Source organism: Lacticaseibacillus nasuensis JCM 17158, assembly GCF_001434705.1.
Lineage (GTDB): Bacteria > Bacillota > Bacilli > Lactobacillales > Lactobacillaceae > Lacticaseibacillus > Lacticaseibacillus nasuensis.
In genome coordinates, this window is sequence record NZ_AZDJ01000013.1 from 140,761 (window position 1) to 157,235 (window position 16,475).

The 16,475-nt window shown below is 59.6% G+C and carries 16 protein-coding genes; 13 read left to right on the forward strand and 3 right to left on the reverse strand.

The annotated features are described in order from the left end of the window. Positions 1-34 precede the first annotated feature (34 nt). From FD02_RS03735 to FD02_RS03745, 3 genes are all read left to right on the forward strand, one after another. Complete coding sequence (locus FD02_RS03735) at positions 35-262, forward strand: hypothetical protein (protein ID WP_056950591.1); 228 nt, start codon at positions 35-37, stop codon at positions 260-262. Positions 263-317: 55 nt separating this feature from the next. Further along, a complete protein-coding gene (locus FD02_RS03740) occupies positions 318-545 on the forward strand; it encodes a cytochrome b5 domain-containing protein (protein ID WP_054723373.1) in 228 nt (75 codons plus the stop codon). 88 nt (positions 546-633) lie between these two features. Continuing rightward, positions 634-1,311: a TetR/AcrR family transcriptional regulator gene (locus FD02_RS03745; protein ID WP_056950595.1), complete on the forward strand. Its 678-nt coding sequence runs from the start codon at positions 634-636 to the stop codon at positions 1,309-1,311. On the opposite strand, the gene FD02_RS03750 is transcribed toward FD02_RS03745, so the two are convergent. Further along, complete coding sequence (locus FD02_RS03750; protein WP_056950598.1) at positions 1,304-1,522, reverse strand: hypothetical protein; 219 nt, start codon at positions 1,520-1,522, stop codon at positions 1,304-1,306. The two genes, FD02_RS03745 and FD02_RS03750, sit on opposite strands and share 8 nt — an antisense overlap. A 268-nt stretch (positions 1,523-1,790) precedes the next feature. On the opposite strand from FD02_RS03750, the gene topA reads away from it, so the two are divergent. The 6 genes from topA (at position 1,791) to rpoD (ending at position 11,469) form a co-directional block, all read left to right on the forward strand. Continuing rightward, complete coding sequence (topA, locus tag FD02_RS03755) at positions 1,791-3,875, forward strand: type I DNA topoisomerase (protein ID WP_056950600.1); 2,085 nt, start codon at positions 1,791-1,793, stop codon at positions 3,873-3,875. A 24-nt stretch (positions 3,876-3,899) separates the two neighbouring features. Continuing rightward, complete coding sequence (gene trmFO, locus FD02_RS03760) at positions 3,900-5,228, forward strand: methylenetetrahydrofolate--tRNA-(uracil(54)-C(5))-methyltransferase (FADH(2)-oxidizing) TrmFO (protein ID WP_056950603.1); 1,329 nt, start codon at positions 3,900-3,902, stop codon at positions 5,226-5,228. Positions 5,229-5,453: 225 nt separating this feature from the next. Further along, positions 5,454-6,353: a glycine--tRNA ligase subunit alpha gene (gene glyQ / locus FD02_RS03765; protein ID WP_056950605.1), complete on the forward strand. Its 900-nt coding sequence runs from the start codon at positions 5,454-5,456 to the stop codon at positions 6,351-6,353. After that, a complete protein-coding gene (glyS, locus tag FD02_RS03770; RefSeq protein ID WP_156408226.1) occupies positions 6,353-8,416 on the forward strand; it encodes a glycine--tRNA ligase subunit beta in 2,064 nt (687 codons plus the stop codon). The genes glyQ and glyS overlap by 1 nt, the downstream gene beginning before the upstream one ends. Before the next feature lie 72 nt (positions 8,417-8,488). Next, positions 8,489-10,336 carry a DNA primase gene (gene dnaG / locus FD02_RS03775; RefSeq protein ID WP_056950610.1) on the forward strand — a complete coding sequence of 616 codons (1,848 nt, stop codon included), beginning with the start codon at positions 8,489-8,491 and terminating at the stop codon, positions 10,334-10,336. After that, positions 10,333-11,469, forward strand: coding sequence for an RNA polymerase sigma factor RpoD (gene rpoD, locus FD02_RS03780; protein WP_056950613.1), 1,137 nt, complete (start codon positions 10,333-10,335; stop codon positions 11,467-11,469). Before dnaG ends, rpoD begins: the two co-directional genes overlap by 4 nt. 43 nt (positions 11,470-11,512) lie before the next feature. On the opposite strand, the gene FD02_RS03785 is transcribed toward rpoD, so the two are convergent. Further along, positions 11,513-11,773: a hypothetical protein gene (locus tag FD02_RS03785; RefSeq protein WP_054721624.1), complete on the reverse strand. Its 261-nt coding sequence runs from the start codon at positions 11,771-11,773 to the stop codon at positions 11,513-11,515. Between the two features lie 135 nt (positions 11,774-11,908). Here FD02_RS03785 and xerC point away from each other — a divergent pair, with 135 nt between their 5' ends. The 4 genes from xerC (at position 11,909) to FD02_RS03805 (ending at position 15,715) form a co-directional block, all read left to right on the forward strand. Then, a complete protein-coding gene (gene xerC, locus FD02_RS03790) occupies positions 11,909-12,802 on the forward strand; it encodes a tyrosine recombinase XerC (protein WP_054721626.1) in 894 nt (297 codons plus the stop codon). An 89-nt stretch (positions 12,803-12,891) separates the two neighbouring features. Continuing rightward, on the forward strand, positions 12,892-13,413 hold the full coding sequence (gene hslV, locus FD02_RS03795; RefSeq protein ID WP_056950616.1) for an ATP-dependent protease subunit HslV: 522 nt from the start codon (positions 12,892-12,894) through the stop codon (positions 13,411-13,413). A 9-nt stretch (positions 13,414-13,422) separates the two neighbouring features. Next, positions 13,423-14,826 (forward strand): ATP-dependent protease ATPase subunit HslU, encoded by a 1,404-nt coding sequence (hslU, locus tag FD02_RS03800; RefSeq protein ID WP_056950619.1) that lies wholly within the window; start codon positions 13,423-13,425, stop codon positions 14,824-14,826. 16 nt (positions 14,827-14,842) lie between these two features. Then, on the forward strand, positions 14,843-15,715 hold the full coding sequence (locus FD02_RS03805) for an aldose 1-epimerase family protein (protein ID WP_056950621.1): 873 nt from the start codon (positions 14,843-14,845) through the stop codon (positions 15,713-15,715). 98 nt (positions 15,716-15,813) lie between these two features. On the opposite strand, the gene plsY is transcribed toward FD02_RS03805, so the two are convergent. Further along, positions 15,814-16,431, reverse strand: coding sequence for a glycerol-3-phosphate 1-O-acyltransferase PlsY (gene plsY / locus FD02_RS03810; RefSeq protein ID WP_056950623.1), 618 nt, complete (start codon positions 16,429-16,431; stop codon positions 15,814-15,816). Positions 16,432-16,475 lie beyond the last annotated feature (44 nt).

Consider the following 16,475-nt stretch of genomic DNA (forward strand, 5'->3'; position numbering starts at 1 on the left):
ATCGGTTGCACCGGCACAGGAAAGGAAGATGCTCATGGCTCAACGCACCACTGAAATCATCAGCATACTGGAAGATGCCTTACTCACCAAGCGACCCGTCCAGATTCACACGATTGACAAACGCAAGCTGCATGGCGTGATCGACGCCATCACGCCAGGGCAGGTGAAGCCCTACGCGGATCGCAGCACCGTGACCATCACCACGGCCAAAGGGGAGACGCGCGTGCAGGAGTACGCCATCGCCAAAATCGCCTGGGCGTAAGCCCTTGCAATTTATATTGTGAACAATATAATAGAAGCAAAAAGGAGGCGTGAGCATGGCAGACTTAACGCGTGAACAACTCGCCCAATACACCGGGCAAAACGGCCAACCGGCTTATGTGGCCGTCGACGGCACGATTTATGACGTGACCAACGTCGGCCCTTGGGCAGGCGGCCAGCACCACGGCAACGTGGCGGGCCAAGACTTGTCTTCAGTTATTTTAAAGGCGCCGCACTTGAAGTCGGTGCTGCCAAAGCTCCCCGTCGTCGGGAAGCTCATTTAACTGAATATCCTAGGTCGAGCTGGGCTCGACCTTTTTGTTTGGCGTTTTGGCCCGGGGCCTGTATGCTAGGGAAAAAGGAGGGATCAAGATGCCAGCGCCCATGACCCAGCAGGCGAGTGCCGCGCGGGACCGCCAGATTCTGGCGGCCGCACATCACCTGTTGACCAGCCTGCCTTACGCCACCATTTCCATGCCGCGCCTCGAAGCGGCCAGCGGCTTGACTAGCCGCTCGATTCGCCGGCAGTTTCCCAACAAGGCGGCGATTTTTGCCGCGCTCACCGTGCAGGAATTCGACCGGTACTGCCAGGCGTTGGTGACGGCCATGGTGCCGTTTCGCCCCGAGCCTTTGCGGCAGTTTCTGATTCGCTACGCCACTGCCGAGCCGGTGTTTTTGCATTTGCTTAACGCCTTGGCGCCGAATATCTTGCCCGCGCTGCACGGGCGGGTGCGGCAAGCCACCGACCGCCAGCTCACCGCCACGATTGAAGCCACCGCCACCACGCTGGACAACGGGGTAAGCTTTTTCCTGCCTGGCGACGGCCGGCGCTTCGTGTTGCTGAGTAGTCGCGTGTTGGCCGCGTGCTTTGATGGCGGCAGCGACCCGACTCAGCCGGCCTTGACGGTGACCGGCTTGCAAACCGATCCGGCTGGCGCCACCCAATTTATTCTCGCGGCCGTCGCCGGCATGCGCGTTCAGGCCACCACTCGCCAAGCCGCCCGCAAACCTGATCGCTGGGGCAACGCCGTGGTGCCAAAAATCAATTAATGCCCACCTTGTGCGCGGGCAAAATCGCGTGAATAAAAAGTGAATGAACAAGCTGGGCACTTTGATTTTTATGCAGAAATTGCGGGTTTGCCAAGCCCGGGCGCACCGCGAAATAATCGCGCCAAGCCAAGGGCGCCAGGCGGTTTCGCGACTGCCGGCGAAAAATGACGCGCATTCTGACGCTGAATATGGCCGGTGGCCGGATAATCATGCGACTTCCCGCGCCAATCACGGGGGTAATTTTCGACGCCAACGCCGCTAAGCCTTGCGCGCCAAGGGTTAACCAGCAATATAGCCGGTAGGTTTTCGCTTGGCAAATCGCAATTTTTGTTCATGAATCGTGCACACGGGCGACGATTCGTGAACACTTTTTTTGCGCGCGGCTGCCGTCAATTTCGCCTTAGTTTGACAAAGCGCAAACCCCTAGCGTACATTTACTAGTGTTTTCGAGCAGCTTGCTCAGTGAAAGGAGGGCGTCCATGACCGCCAAGAATCTGGTCATTGTGGAATCGCCAGCAAAAGCAAAAACCATAGAAAAATACCTCGGCCGCAATTACAAGGTCGTCGCTAGCCTCGGGCACATTCGAGACTTGCCGAAAAGTCAAATGGGGGTGGACATCGAGCACAACTATGAGCCTAAGTACATCTCCATTCGCGGCAAAGGCGACGTCATCAAGGACCTGAAGAAAAACGCCAAAAAAGCCGAGCACATTTACCTCGCGGCTGACCCGGACCGCGAAGGGGAGGCCATTGCGTGGCACGTCAGCCACATCTTGGACCTCGACCCCAAAGCCAAGAACCGGGTGGTGTTCAACGAAATCACCAAAGATGCCGTCAAGAATGCCTTCAAGACCCCGCGCAGCATCGACATGAACCTCGTCGACGCCCAGCAGGCGCGGCGGATTCTCGACCGGCTGGTGGGCTATTCCATCAGTCCATTACTATGGAAGAAAGTGAAAAAAGGCCTCAGCGCCGGGCGCGTGCAGTCCGTCGCCTTGAAGCTGATCATCGACCGGGAAAACGAGATTCGCCACTTTACCCCGGAGGAATACTGGTCCTTAGACGCGGAGTTTCAAAAAGGCCGCGGCAAGAAATTCGGCGCCAGCTTCTATGGCACGCACGGCAAGAAGCTGCCGTTGCCGAACAACGACAAGGTGCAGGAAATCCTGCGCCAAATCGACAAGACCAAGCCGTTTACCATCACCAACGTGGTGAAAAAAGAGCGCAAGCGCTATCCGGCGCCGCCGTTTACCACCAGCTCCTTGCAACAAGAGGCCAATCGGAAGCTCGGCTACCCGACACGCAAGACGATGATGCTGGCCCAGCAGCTGTACGAAGGCATTAACCTCGGCGGCAAGCTCGGCACCGTCGGCTTGATCACTTACATGCGGACGGACTCGACCCGGGTTTCCAGCGTGGCTAAGGCCGAAACCAGCCAGTTTATCCACGAGCATTACGGCGAGCCCTATGCCGCGGTGAAGATTCGCCAAGGCAAGCTGCAAGAAGGCGCCCAAGACGCCCATGAAGCGATTCGCCCCAGCAGCACCAACCGCACACCGGAGCAAATGGCCAAGGTCTTGACCAAGGACCAGTTGCGCTTGTACCAACTGATTTGGAGCCGCTTTGTCGCCAGCGAAATGACGCCGGCGGTGATCGACACCGTGCAGCTGACCATCGAGCAAGGCGCCGTGACCTTCCGCGCCAACGGGAGCCAAACCAAGTTCGCGGGCTTTACCAAGCTGTATGTCTCCAGCCGCGACGAAGCGGCCAAGGACAACCTGCTGCCGGAGCTGGCCATCGGTGACGCCGTGAAGCTCACCAAAACCGATCCGGCGCAGCATTTCACCCAGCCGCCTGCGCGCTATTCCGAAGCCAACTTGGTCAAGGCGCTGGAAGAAAACGGCGTCGGCCGGCCGTCGACCTACGCGCCGACCATCGAAACCATCAAGAAGCGCTACTACGTGAAGCTCACCGCCAAGCGCTTTGAGCCGACGGAACTCGGCGAAATCGTCAACGACTTGATCACCGAGTTCTTCCCGGACATCGTCAACATCAAGTTCACCGCCAATGTCGAAGGAGAGCTCGACGGCATCGAAACCGGCCAGGCCGACTGGGTCAAGATCATCGACCAGTTTTACCAGCCCTTCGCCAAGGAAGTCGCCCACGCCGAAACCGGCATCGAAAAGATTCAAATGAAGGACGAACCGGCCGGCTTCAACTGCGATATTTGCGGCGCGCCGATGGTGATCAAACTCGGCCGCTACGGCAAGTTCTACGCCTGCTCGCGCTTCCCGGATTGCCGCAACACTAAGGCCATCGTCAAGGAAATCGGCGTGATTTGCCCCAAGTGCGGCAAGGGCCAAATCGTCGAGCGCAAGAGCAAGCGCAACCGGACCTTTTACGGCTGCTCGCGCTATCCGGATTGCGACTTCGTGTCCTGGGATAAGCCGGTTGGCCGCGACTGCCCGGTTTGCCACCACTTCCTGGTGGAGAAGCGCTCGCGAGCCGGCGTGCAAGTCGTGTGCCCGAATAACGACTACAAAGAAGCGGTACAAAAAGCCTAATCTGCAGCAACGGAGGAATTCGTCATGCCTACAGTCAATGTGATCGGTGCCGGCCTGGCCGGCAGCGAAGCCGCGTGGCAAATCGCCAACGCCGGCGTCGATGTGAACTTGTACGAAATGCGGCCGGTGGCCACGACCCCGGCGCATCACACCGCCAATTTTGCCGAGTTGGTGTGCACCAATTCGCTGCGCGCCAACCAGCTGTCAAACGCCGTGGGATTATTAAAAGAAGAAATGCGGCGCAGTCACTCGCTGATCATGGCCGCCGCCGACGCGACGGCCGTGCCGGCCGGCGGGGCACTGGCCGTCGACCGCGACTCGTTTTCGGCCTTGGTCACGCAGCGCTTGCAGGCGCATCCCCGCGTCACGGTGATCAACGAAGAACTGTCGGCGCTGCCCGCCGGCATCACCGTCGTGGCCACCGGGCCGCTGACGGCGCCTGGCTTGGCCGACGCAATCGCTGAGCTAAACGGCGCGGCGGGGCTGCATTTCTACGACGCGGCGGCGCCGATTCTGGCCGCCGACAGCATCGATGAGTCGATTGTCTACAAGAAGTCGCGCTACGACCGCGGCGAGGCGGCCTACCTGAATTGCCCCATGACTAAGGCCGAGTTCTTGACGTTTTACGACGCCTTGATCCACGCCGAGGTCGCGGAGGGCCACGAGTTTGAAAAGCTTGACGTCTTTGAAGGCTGCATGCCAATTGAAGTGATGGCCAAGCGTGGCGTGCAAACCATGCTGTTTGGCCCGCTGAAGCCGGTGGGGTTGGCCGATCCGCGCACCGGGCGAGAACCGTTTGCCGTGGTGCAGCTGCGCCAAGACAACGCCGCCGGCAGCCTCTACAACATTGTCGGCTTCCAGACGCACCTGAAGTGGGGCGAGCAGCGGCGGGTCTTTTCGCTGATTCCGGGGCTGGCGCATTTGAACATCGTGCGGTATGGCGTGATGCACCGCAACACCTTCATGAACTCGCCGAGCGTGTTGCTGCCGACTTATGCCAGCAAGCGCCGCGCGGACTTATTCTTCGCCGGGCAAATGACCGGCGTGGAAGGCTACGTCGAATCTGCGGGTAGCGGCTTAGTCGCCGGCATCAACGCCGCGCGCCTGGCGCAAGGCCGTGAGCCCGTTTCGTTTCCGCCAGCCACGCAGCTCGGGGCGATGGCAAATTACATCACCCACGCATCGCCGCAGCATTTTCAACCGATGAACGCCAACTTTGGCATCATGCCGGGGTTGGGTGAAAAGAAGAAAACTAAGCAGCTGCGCAACCTCGCCATTGCCGATAAGGCCTTGGCGGCGCTGGCGGACTTTCAGGCCAGCACGTTGACACCACCGGCGACAATGCTATACTGAAACAGAATTAAATAGCGGTGCAGAGAAAAAGACTGATCAGGCAAGCAGCCAAGCGAGCGAGGGGTGGTGCAAGCCTCGTGTGTGAACCTGACCGGTGGCGTTTTTGAGCCAAGCAATGAAGTGCAAGTCTGCGGACTTGAATTAGGGTGGAACCACGCGGAAGCGTCCCTATGCCAATTGGCGTAGTGAACGCTTCTTTTTTCTGGCCGCATAAAGGAGAGCCATATGACCAACAAGATGGATATTCAAACCATGATCCAGACACTGCAACACTTCTGGGCGGACAAGGGCTGCATGTTGATGCAGGCCTACGATACGGAAAAAGGGGCCGGGACGATGAGCCCGTATACCTTCCTGCGCGCCATCGGGCCGGAACCTTGGGCCGCGGCGTATGTCGAACCGTCGCGCCGGCCGGCAGACGGGCGCTACGGGGAAAACCCGAACCGGTTGTACCAACACCACCAGTTTCAAGTCGTGATCAAGCCGTCGCCTAAGGAAGTCCAGCAATATTATTTGGATTCCCTGCGCGCGCTTGGCATCGAACCATTGGAACACGACATTCGCTTCGTCGAAGACAACTGGGAGAACCCGTCGATGGGTTGCGCCGGGGTCGGTTGGGAAGTCTGGCTGGACGGCATGGAAGTCACGCAGTTCACCTATTTTCAAGTCGTCGGCGGCTTGACCGTCAGCCCGGTGACCAGCGAAATCACCTACGGGGTGGAGCGGTTGGCCAGCTACATTCAAGACGTGCCGAGTGTCTTTGACCTGGACTGGGGCAACGGCGTGAAGTACGGCGACATCTTCAAGGAACCCGAATATGAGCACAGCAAGTACTCGTTTGAAGCCAGCGACCAAGACATGCTGTTGCGCTTCTTTGACGACTACGAAAAAGAGGCCTGGCGTCTGATGGACCTCGGGCTCGTGCACCCGGCGTATGACTATATCTTAAAGTGCAGCCACACCTTTAACCTGCTGGATGCCCGCGGGGTGGTCAGCGTCACCGAACGCGCCGGCTACCTCAGCCGCATTCGCAAGATGGCGCACAAGGTGGCGCGGGCCTTTGTCGAAGAGCGCAAGAAGCTCGGCTTCCCGTTGCTGGCTCACGCAGAAACCACGGAGGCGTAATCATGGCCACATACTTAATCGAAATCGGCTTGGAAGACATGCCGGCGCACGTCGTCACCCCAAGCCTCACCCAATTTGCGACGAAAACCGCCGCTTATTTAACGGAAAATCACCTCGACCACGGCGCCATCACCGCCTACGCGACGCCGCGCCGGCTGGCCTTATCCATTGCATCGGTCGCCGCCAAGCAGGCCGACACCGAGGAATGGGTCAAGGGCCCGGCCAAGAAAATCGCCCAGGATGCTGACGGCAACTGGACTAAGGCCGCCATCGGCTTTGCCCGCGGCCAAGGCATGACGCCTGATGACATCGAATTTCGGACCCTCAAAGGCGTCGAGTACGTCTACCTGCACAAGCAAACCAGCGGCCAAGCTGCCGCCACCGTGCTGAGCGGGTTGATCGATGTCGTCAAGGGGTTGACCTTCCCGACGCGGATGAAGTGGGGCGACTTTAACTTCGAATACATTCGCCCGATTCACTGGCTGGTCAGCCTGTTAGATAGCGAAATCGTGCCGATGCAGCTGCTGGATGTCACCGCCGGCCGCCGCACGCAAGGCCACCGCTTCTTGGGCCAGGCCGTCGACTTGGCGCAGGCCGACGACTACGCCGCGGCCTTGCTGGCGCAGTCGGTGATTGTCGACCCCGCCGCGCGCAAGCAGCGCATTCGCGAGCAAATTGCCGAGATCGCCGAGACCCACGATTGGGTCATCGACTTGGATCCGGATTTGCTGGAGGAAGTCACCAACCTGGTCGAATGGCCAACCGCCTTTGCCGGGAGCTTCGACGACCAGTACCTGGACATCCCCGAAGCCGTGCTGATCACCTCGATGAAGGACAACCAGCGCTACTTCTACGTGCGCAATCACCAAGGGGCCTTGGTCAACGCCTTCATCGGCGTGCGCAACGGCAACAGCGCGTACTTAGGTAACGTCGTGGCGGGGAACGAAAAAGTCCTCACCGCGCGCCTGGAAGACGCCGCGTTTTTCTACGCCGAAGACCAAAAGCTCACGTTAGCCGAATGGGTGGCGAAGCTGGACCACGTCAGCTTCCACGACAAAATCGGCTCGATGGCCGAAAAGATGCAGCGCGTGACGACGATTGCCGGCTTGCTGGCTGATCACGTCGGCTTAGCGGCAGATGCGCGCGCGGACTTGCTGCGGGCGGCCAGCCTGTATAAGTTTGACCTGGTGACCAACATGGTCGGCGAATTCGCCGAGCTGCAAGGCACCATGGGCGGCGTGTACGCCAAGCTCGCTGGCGAAGCCGCCGGCGTGGTGACCGCCGTTGCCGAGCAGTACCGGCCAATTAGTGCCGATGGCGAGCTGCCGACGACGCCGGTGGCGACGTTATTGGCGATTGCCGACAAGCTCGACAGCTTGATGACCTTTTTTGCCGTCGACTTGTTGCCCAGCGGCAGCAACGACCCGTATGCCTTGCGCCGCCAAGCCTATGGCATCGTGCGCATGATTGCCGCGGCCGGCTGGTCATTTGACCTGGCCCAACTGCAGCCGCAAGTGGCCGCAGCGTTGGCCGCGGCCAAGCAAACCTTTGGGCTGAACTTTGCCGCCCACGCCGGCGACTTGACGGCCTTCATGCAAGACCGCGTCGCCCAATATCTGGCTGGCGAGCACCTGCGGCACGATGTCGTCGATGCCGCCAGCGCGGTGGGGGACGTCGCCGCCAGCATCAAGGCCGCGGAATTGCTGCAGGCCCACGCAGAAGATGCCGACTTCAAGGCGACCATGGAAGCCCTCGGCCGCGTCGTGCGCATCGCCGACAAGACGCCGGTCACCGGCCTGGTCAGCCCGGCGCTGTTCGACAACGATTCGGAAGCGGCCTTGCATGACGCCGTGCAAAGCGTCCAAGCCGCCTTTACGCCGGCGCCTAGTGAGGCCAATTACCAGGCGCTACGCGGGTTAACCGCGCCAATCACCACGTACTTTGAGGCCACGATGATCATGGCCGAAGACCCGGCGCAACGGCAAAACCGGCTGGCTCAGTTGACGCAATTGGCGAAGTTGATTCATCAGTTTGGCGACGTCACCGCCTTAATCGTGAAATAGTTGCAAAAATCGCGGAAACCGACTATACTTTAGTTTGTGTTTTTACGCGCTAATTTTCGGTCGCGCTTCAATATGAGGGGCGGCTTTTGTGCCTTAAGGGGGGGAAGACCGATCGCAGCGATTCCTGAGGCCACCATCGACCAGGTGCGCAACAGCGTCAACATCGCCGATTATGTCGGCCAGTACGTGGCGTTGCACAAGGCCGGGCAGAACTTGTTTGGCATTTGTCCGTTTCACTCGGAGAACACCCCGTCGTTTTCGGTGAATGAAAGTAAACAGATTTTCAAGTGCTTCTCTTGTGGGCGCGGCGGCAACGTGTTTAGCTTCGTCATGGACTACGACAAGCTGAGCTTCCCCGAAGCCGTGGCCAAGGTCGCCGAGTTCGCCCACATCCCGTTGAACGTCGACGTCGGGCCGACGCACCAAGACGACCCGGCCACCGCCCAGCAAAAAAAGCTACTGCAGGCGGTGGCCGATCTCGGCCACCACATTCTCGTCAACACGGAAAGCGGCACGGCGGCCTTGGCGTACTTGACCAAGCGCGGCTTGACCCGCCAGACGCTCGACCATTTTGCCATCGGCTACCTGCCGGCGTCTAAGACGTTACTGAAGACGTTTCTTACCAACCAACACTATGACTACAACACCTTGCGCGACTCCGGCTTGTTCGTCGAATCGCAAGCAGGCGAACTGTTCGACCGGTTCAACGACCGGGTGATGTTTCCCTTGCGCAATGAGCACGGCGACGTGGTCGGTTTTTCCGGCCGGGTATTGGCCAATGGCGACGCGCAAGCGAAATATTTAAATAGTCCGGAAACAGCGCTGTTTGAAAAGTCGCGCGTGCTGTTCAACCTGGACGAAGCCGCCCGCGAGTTTAAAACGAGCGGTGGGGCGATTTTGTTTGAAGGGTTTATGGATGTGATCGCCGCCTATCAAGCCGGCGTGCCGAACGGGATCGCCTCGATGGGCACCAGCCTCACCGCCACGCAGGTCGGCATCATTGCCCACCACACGCGGCAGGTCACGGTGTGCTACGACGGCGATAGCGCCGGCCAACACGCCACGGCGCGCGCCTTGGAGTTACTGGCGGCCCAGCCGCAGCTGAAGGTCAGCGTGGTGGTGCTGCCAGCCGGTCAAGACCCCGACGATTTTATCCAGAGCCACGAAGCCGGTGCCTTTGCCAAGCAGGTGCAATCTACACTGACGCCAATTAGTTTTCAGCTCCACTACCTGGCCCTTGATCGTGATTTGACCAACGACCAGGCAAAGCTCGACTACATTCAAGCCGCGCTGAAGGTGATCGCCGGCGAAGGCGACGCCGTGGCCCAATCGGTTTACTTAAGTCAGCTGGCGGAACGCACCGGCGTGGCGGTGACGGCCTTGCAGCAGTCGCTGCCCGCCGCGCGGCCGCAACCGGCCGCGGCGCCGCCTGTGCCTGATGACCAGGCCCCGGCGCCAGTCGCGCAAGCCGCGCCGGCCAACAAGTATGTCCGCGCCGAGCGCACGTTGTTGGCGCTAGCGTGGCGCGATCCGGAAATTGCCCGGGCGTTGCACCAACGCCAGATTCAATTTCCCGATGCCGGTTACCAGGCGTTGTTTGACGCCTGGCTGGCCTACGCCAAAGCCAGCGCCGCACCGACGACCGCCGGGTACCTCGACACGTTGGCCCCGGAGTTGGTGGCGCAGGCCACCGACGTTGCGATGATGACCGTGCCCGAGCAAAGCGAGGCGGCCATCGCCGACATGTTTGACTTATTGGCCCACAGCGACGTGCAGGCGAAGTTACGCGCGGTGAAGCAGCAGCTGCATTCGGCCCAACAATTGGGCGACAAGCAGGCGGTGAGCGAGCTGGCCACGCAGTACCTCGAGTTAACGCGGCAGGCCAAGCAAATGACCCAGAATTCAGGAGGACAATCATGACAGAAAAAGCAAAAGTGACCAAAACGAAGGCTGGGGACAAGGACGACAAGGCCTATGAAAAGGCCGTTAAAGCCGTTTTAAAGGATTACAAAAAGGCCAAGGAAATCACCAATGAGGAACTGGTCGACAAGGTCGTCAAGCCCTTTGCGCTGAAAAGCGCGGCAGTCGACGAGCTGATGCAGCGCCTCGAAGACAACGGCATCTCCGTGGTCGACGAAAACGGTGACCCGGCGGAGCGCTCCTTGAAAAAGGAAAAGGCCGTCACCAAAAAAGAGCTCAGCAACATGTCCGCCCCAAGCGGCGTCAAGATCAACGACCCGGTGCGCATGTACCTGAAGGAAATCGGCCGCGTGCAATTGCTGACCGCCGACGAAGAAGTCGCCTTGGCGCTGAAAATCGAGCAAGGCGATCAAGAAGCCAAGCAGCGCCTGGCCGAAGCCAACTTGCGGCTGGTGGTGTCCATCGCCAAGCGTTACGTCGGCCGTGGCATGCAGTTTCTGGATTTGATTCAAGAAGGCAACATGGGCTTGATGAAGGCCGTCGAGAAGTTCGACTACCGCAAGGGCTTTAAGTTCTCGACCTACGCTACGTGGTGGATTCGCCAGGCCATCACCCGCGCCATTGCCGACCAGGCCCGCACGATTCGGATTCCGGTGCACATGGTCGAAACCATCAACAAGCTGATTCGCATTCAGCGTCAGCTGTTGCAAGACCTCGGCCGCGAACCAACGCCGGAGGAAATCGGCGCCGAAATGGACATGCCAACCGAAAAGGTCCGCGAAATCCTGAAGATTGCGCAAGAGCCTGTGTCGCTGGAAACGCCAATCGGCGAAGAGGACGACTCGCACCTTGGCGACTTCATCGAAGACGACAACGCGACGAGCCCCGAGGATCACGCCAGCTACGAATTGCTCAAGGAGCAGTTGGAATCCGTCTTGGACACACTGACGGACCGCGAGGAAAACGTCTTGCGCCTGCGCTTCGGCCTGGATGATGGCCGCACCCGCACGCTGGAAGAAGTCGGCAAGGTCTTTGGCGTCACCCGTGAACGGATTCGGCAAATTGAAGCCAAGGCGTTGCGCAAGTTGCGCCACCCGAGCCGCTCCAAGCAGCTGAAAGACTTTTTGGAATAACCAAAATTGGCGCGCGGTTTTCCCGCGCGCCTTTGTTGTGCCGTTAATGCCGAAGCAGCTGACGAAACCGATACCACGTGAGGCCAAGCAAGGCGCCGAACAATCCCGCCAGCAGCACGCCGATGATCACCAAGCCGCGGTCGTGAGCGGTCACGCCGGCCCAAATGAGCCAGACCCCACCGGCGCAGGCACCGCCATCGACGATGCTGCTCACCAGCAGTCGCCACCACGCCCGCCGGCGGTGTGCCGGGTTGAAGTGGGGCGAAAACAACCCTTCGATGAGCGGTTCTAGCAGGCAGCCCAATCAGTCACTCATGGCTCGCTCCTTTCAGTTTGCCCTCAGTCTATCATGGCGGGCGCCCACTCACCACCACCAAATCAGCCGGCAGCAAGTGCGCAGATTTTTGGCCCAGCCGGCTGCCTGTGGTAAGGTAACAGTATGAAAGCCATCGCCGATTTTATTCAATATTTAGCCGTCGAGCGGCATTACTCGCCGGCCACCCAAAAGGCGTATGAGGCCGATCTCACCGAGTTTGCGACCTTTTTGCAAACCAATGGCGGCTTCACCGATTTCGCCCACGTCGACGCCCTCGACGTGCAAACCTACCTGAGCGACCTGGCCGCCCGCGACTTAAGCCGCGCCAGCGTCGCCCGCAAGCTTAGTAGCCTACGCAGTTTCTACCGGTATTTAGTGCGGCTTGGCCGCGCCACGACCAATCCCTTCGAGCTGATCGAAACCCGCAAGAGTCACCACCACCTGCCGGAGTTTTTCTATGAAGAGGAGATTCAAGAATTATTTGCCGCCATTAAGGGCGACGCGCCGCTGGCCCAACGCGACCGGGCGCTGCTGGAGGTGTTGTACGGCACGGGCATGCGCGTCGCCGAGTGCGCCGGGTTGACGCTGCACCAAATCGATTTTGACCTCGAGGTGATGCTGGTGCACGGGAAGGGCAATAAGGACCGCTACGTGCCGTTTGGCCGCTACGCCAAGCAGGCGCTCACCACTTACCTGAACGACGGCCGGGTGACGCTGATGGCGCACCACGCCGCGCATCAAGTCGTCTTCGTTAACGCGCACGGCGCGCCGATCACCCCGCGCGGCATCGAGTACGCCTTGGCTCAGGTGATCAAGCGCACGAGCCTCACCACGAAGATTCATCCCCACATGCTTCGCCACAGCTTCGCCACGCACATGCTGAACCACGGCGCCGACCTGCGCACCGTGCAGGAATTGCTCGGGCACAGCAGCTTGTCGACCACGCAAATTTATACCCACATGACCACCGCCAAGCTCAAGGACGACTACCTCAAGTTTTTCCCGCCGCATAATTAGGGCGGAAGGCTGATGAGTCACCACTGCCAGAACGCTAAACTGGCCATATTAGCAATCGAGCCTTACTAGTGCTAAAAAGGAGAAAACACATGACAACCATTGTAGCAGTTCGAAAAAATGACCACACCGCCATCGCCGGCGACGGCCAAGTCACCCTCGGCGAGAAAGTGATCATGAAGGGTAACGCCGAAAAGGTCCGCAAGATCTATGGCGGCAAGGTCGTCATCGGCTTTGCCGGCGGCGTGGCCGACGCGTTCACCTTGCAGGATTGGTTTGAAAAAAAGCTGGAGGCCCATGCCGGCAACCTACGCCGCGCCGCGGTAGCCTTAGCGCAGGACTGGCGCAAGGACCCGACCTTACAAAAACTCGAGGCGATGATGATCGTGATGGACGCCAAGGATTTGTTGTTGGTGTCCGGCAACGGCGAGGTGATTGCCCCGGATGAAGACGTGGTCGCCATCGGCAGCGGCGGCAACTTTGCCCAAGCAGCGGCGATGGGCATGCTGCGCCATACCGACATGCCGGCACCGGACGTGGCTAAAGAAGCCATCGACATCGCCGCGTCAATCGACATTTTCACCAACCACAACATTATTGTCGAGTCATTCTAGGAGGCCACCATGGTTCAAACGCCCAAAGAAATCGTTGCCCAGCTGGATCAATACGTCATCGGCCAAACCGACGCCAAGCGCGCCGTAGCCGTGGCGCTGTATAACCGCTGGCGCCGCTTGCAGCTGTCGCCAAAAATGCAACAAGACATCACCCCGAAGAATCTGTTGATGATCGGGCCCACTGGGGTCGGCAAAACCGAGATTGCCCGGCGCCTGGCCAAAATCGTCAAGGCCCCGTTCGTCAAGGTCGAAGCCACCAAGTTCACCGAAGTCGGCTACGTCGGCCGTGACGTCGAGTCGATGGTGCGCGACCTCGCCGAAGTCGCCGTTAGCATGGCCGAAGCCGACGCGTTCGCCAAGGTGCGCACCCGCGCCACCCGCGAGGCCAATAAGCGCCTCGTCAAGCTCTTGGTGCCGGCCATCAAAAAGGAAAAACGCGCCAGCAATAACCCGATGGGCGACATGATGAAGCTGTTCCAAAACATGCAAAATGGTGAGGCGCCGCAGCCGGACCAAGACGAAGGCGAAATCACCGAGTCGATCAAGTCTGAACGCCTCAGCGTCGCCGACCAACTCGAAGCCGGCTTGCTGGAGGACCGCGAGCTCACCGTGGCCGTCGCCGACGAGAAAAAACCCGGCGGCCTGGGGGACATGTATGGGCAAATGGGCATCGATTTGTCCGACACGCTGGGCAACTTGATGCCCAAGCAAAAGGTGCAACGCACGATGACCGTGCGCGAGGCCCGCGAGATTTTTATTCGCGAGGAAAGCGACAAGCTGGTCAACCATGCCGACATTTATCACGAGGCGATTGCTGCCGCCGAGAATAACGGGATTATTTTCATCGACGAAATCGACAAAATCGCCGCCGGCAACAAGAATACCTCCGGGGAAGTCTCCCGCGAAGGCGTCCAACGCGACATCTTGCCGATTGTCGAAGGCGCGCAGGTGTCGACCAAGTACGGGCCGTTAAACACCGACCACGTGCTGTTCATCGGCTCCGGGGCCTTTGCCACCGCCAAGCCCAGCGACTTGATCCCCGAGCTGCAAGGGCGCTTCCCGATTCGCGTCGAGCTTAACGACCTCACCGAAGCCGACTTCGTGCGCATTCTCACCGAGCCGGACAACGCGTTGGTCAAGCAATACATCGCCTTGATCGGCGCCGATGGGGTGCACGTCACCTTCACCAAGGAAGCCATCGAGCAAATCGCCAAGATCGCCACGCGGGTCAACCGTGACACCGACAACATCGGGGCCCGCCGCCTGGCCACAATTTTGGAGAAGCTCTTGGAAGACGTCTTGTACGAAGGGCCAGACATGCAAATGGGCGACATCACAGTCACCGCCAAGTACGTTGACGACAAGATCGGCCACATCGCCGCCGACGCGGACCAAACGCGTTACATTCTATAGGCAAGGAAGGGATACTATGGTCACCTTAACCAACGATTTTCTCACCGTCACCATCGCCACGCACGGCGCCGAGCTGACGAGCATCAAGGACAATCACACCCACCTCGAATATTTGTGGCAAGCTGACCCCGCCAGCTGGGGCCGCCACGCACCGGTGCTGTTTCCGATTGTCGGCAGCCTCAAAGACGACACCTACCGCTATCAGGGGCAAAGTTACCACCTGACGCAGCACGGCTTTGCCCGTGACAGCGAGTTTACCGTCAGCGCGCAAAGCGCCGACTCGGCGACCTTCACGCTGACGGATTCGCCGGCCACGCGCGCCAAGTATCCCTTCGCCTTTACCTTGCAGTTGATTTACGCGCTGGACAACAATTCCCTGCGCGTCACCTATCGCGTTGACAACCCGGCGCAGTCGCCGATGTATTTTGGCATCGGCGGGCACCCGGCGTTTCGCGTGCCGCTGGCGCCCGACACCGCGTATGACGACTACTACCTCGAGTTCGACCCGCGCAAGTCGCGCGTGATTATTCCGCTGCGCGACGGCCGCATCGATTACGACCAGCGCACGCTGGCCGGCACCGACGTCAACCAACAGATTTCGCACGCTGGCTTCGCCCAAGACGCGCAGATCTACGAGCTTAACGGCCGCAGCAGCCTCAGCATTAAAAGCGACCGCACGCCGCATGGGGTGACGGTGACCACCGCCGACGCGCCGTTCATCGGCGTGTGGAGTCAATACCCGAATCTCGGCGACTTCGTCTGTCTCGAGCCGTGGTGGGGGATTGCCGACACGGTGGACGCCACCGGCGAGCTCACCGAAAAGTTTGGCATCAATACCTTAGCCGGCGGCGCCACTTTCGAGCACGGCTTTGGCATCACGATTTTCTAACTCGCAACGCCTGGTGACCCAGGCGTTTTTGCGTGGGGCAAAACGTGGCCGGGCTGCCAGTCACGTGACGAGCCAAAAAAACTCACCACGCAGGTGAGTTAGTGTTGCCGCCGTTTTCTCAGGTATTGCCCGAGGCCAAACGGCACCATGTTTTCCTTGCCGGCGCGAATGCGGGCGAGGTTGTCCTTGTGGCGCCAGAGGAACACGACCCACAAGCCGGCCGCCACGCAGGTCAATAACCAATCGTGGTAGGCGAAGCTCCAAATCACGATGATGGTCATGCCTAAGGTGCTGGCGACGCTGACCATCGAGGTGAGGCACACCAGCGAGAAGAAAACCGCGCTGGCAATCAGGAAAAACGGCCAGTTATACGCTAGCAAGATGCCGGCACTGGTGGCGACGGCCTTGCCGCCTTTGAAGCCGATAAAAATCGAAAAGGTGTGCCCGGCCACGGCGGCCAAGCCGACGATGAGAATCAGCCAATGCTGAGGAAACCCGAACAGCACAGGGAGGCTGGCGCCCAGCGTGCCCTTTAAGATGTCCATGACCAAGACGACGGTGCCGCCCACCGGTCCGAGGACGCGGTAGGCGTTGGTGGTGCCGATGTTGTGGCTACCGGCGGTGCGAATATCTTTGTGGTAGCACCACTGTCCGATCCACACGCCGCTGGGAATTGAGCCCAGCAGGTAGGCCAGAACGAAACAAACGATGAGCATCTTGCCACTCCCTTCAGTGCCTTTCATTCTAGCATTTTTGCCGC

What these genes read in the sequence shown, in the direction of transcription:
- plsY (WP_056950623.1), bottom strand. Translation starts at nt 16,431, where the DNA reads ATGCTCATCGTTTGTTTCGTTCTGGCCTACCTGCTGGGCTCAATTCCC.
- hslV (WP_056950616.1), top strand. Translation starts at nt 12,892, where the DNA reads ATGACAACCATTGTAGCAGTTCGAAAAAATGACCACACCGCCATCGCC.
- FD02_RS03745 (WP_056950595.1), top strand. Translation starts at nt 634, where the DNA reads ATGCCAGCGCCCATGACCCAGCAGGCGAGTGCCGCGCGGGACCGCCAG.
- topA (WP_056950600.1), top strand. Translation starts at nt 1,791, where the DNA reads ATGACCGCCAAGAATCTGGTCATTGTGGAATCGCCAGCAAAAGCAAAA.
- dnaG (WP_056950610.1), top strand. Translation starts at nt 8,489, where the DNA reads ATGAGGGGCGGCTTTTGTGCCTTAAGGGGGGGAAGACCGATCGCAGCG.
- trmFO (WP_056950603.1), top strand. Translation starts at nt 3,900, where the DNA reads ATGCCTACAGTCAATGTGATCGGTGCCGGCCTGGCCGGCAGCGAAGCC.
- xerC (WP_054721626.1), top strand. Translation starts at nt 11,909, where the DNA reads ATGAAAGCCATCGCCGATTTTATTCAATATTTAGCCGTCGAGCGGCAT.
- hslU (WP_056950619.1), top strand. Translation starts at nt 13,423, where the DNA reads ATGGTTCAAACGCCCAAAGAAATCGTTGCCCAGCTGGATCAATACGTC.
- FD02_RS03740 (WP_054723373.1), top strand. Translation starts at nt 318, where the DNA reads ATGGCAGACTTAACGCGTGAACAACTCGCCCAATACACCGGGCAAAAC.
- FD02_RS03750 (WP_056950598.1), bottom strand. Translation starts at nt 1,522, where the DNA reads ATGATTATCCGGCCACCGGCCATATTCAGCGTCAGAATGCGCGTCATT.
- glyQ (WP_056950605.1), top strand. Translation starts at nt 5,454, where the DNA reads ATGACCAACAAGATGGATATTCAAACCATGATCCAGACACTGCAACAC.
- FD02_RS03735 (WP_056950591.1), top strand. Translation starts at nt 35, where the DNA reads ATGGCTCAACGCACCACTGAAATCATCAGCATACTGGAAGATGCCTTA.
- rpoD (WP_056950613.1), top strand. Translation starts at nt 10,333, where the DNA reads ATGACAGAAAAAGCAAAAGTGACCAAAACGAAGGCTGGGGACAAGGAC.
- FD02_RS03805 (WP_056950621.1), top strand. Translation starts at nt 14,843, where the DNA reads ATGGTCACCTTAACCAACGATTTTCTCACCGTCACCATCGCCACGCAC.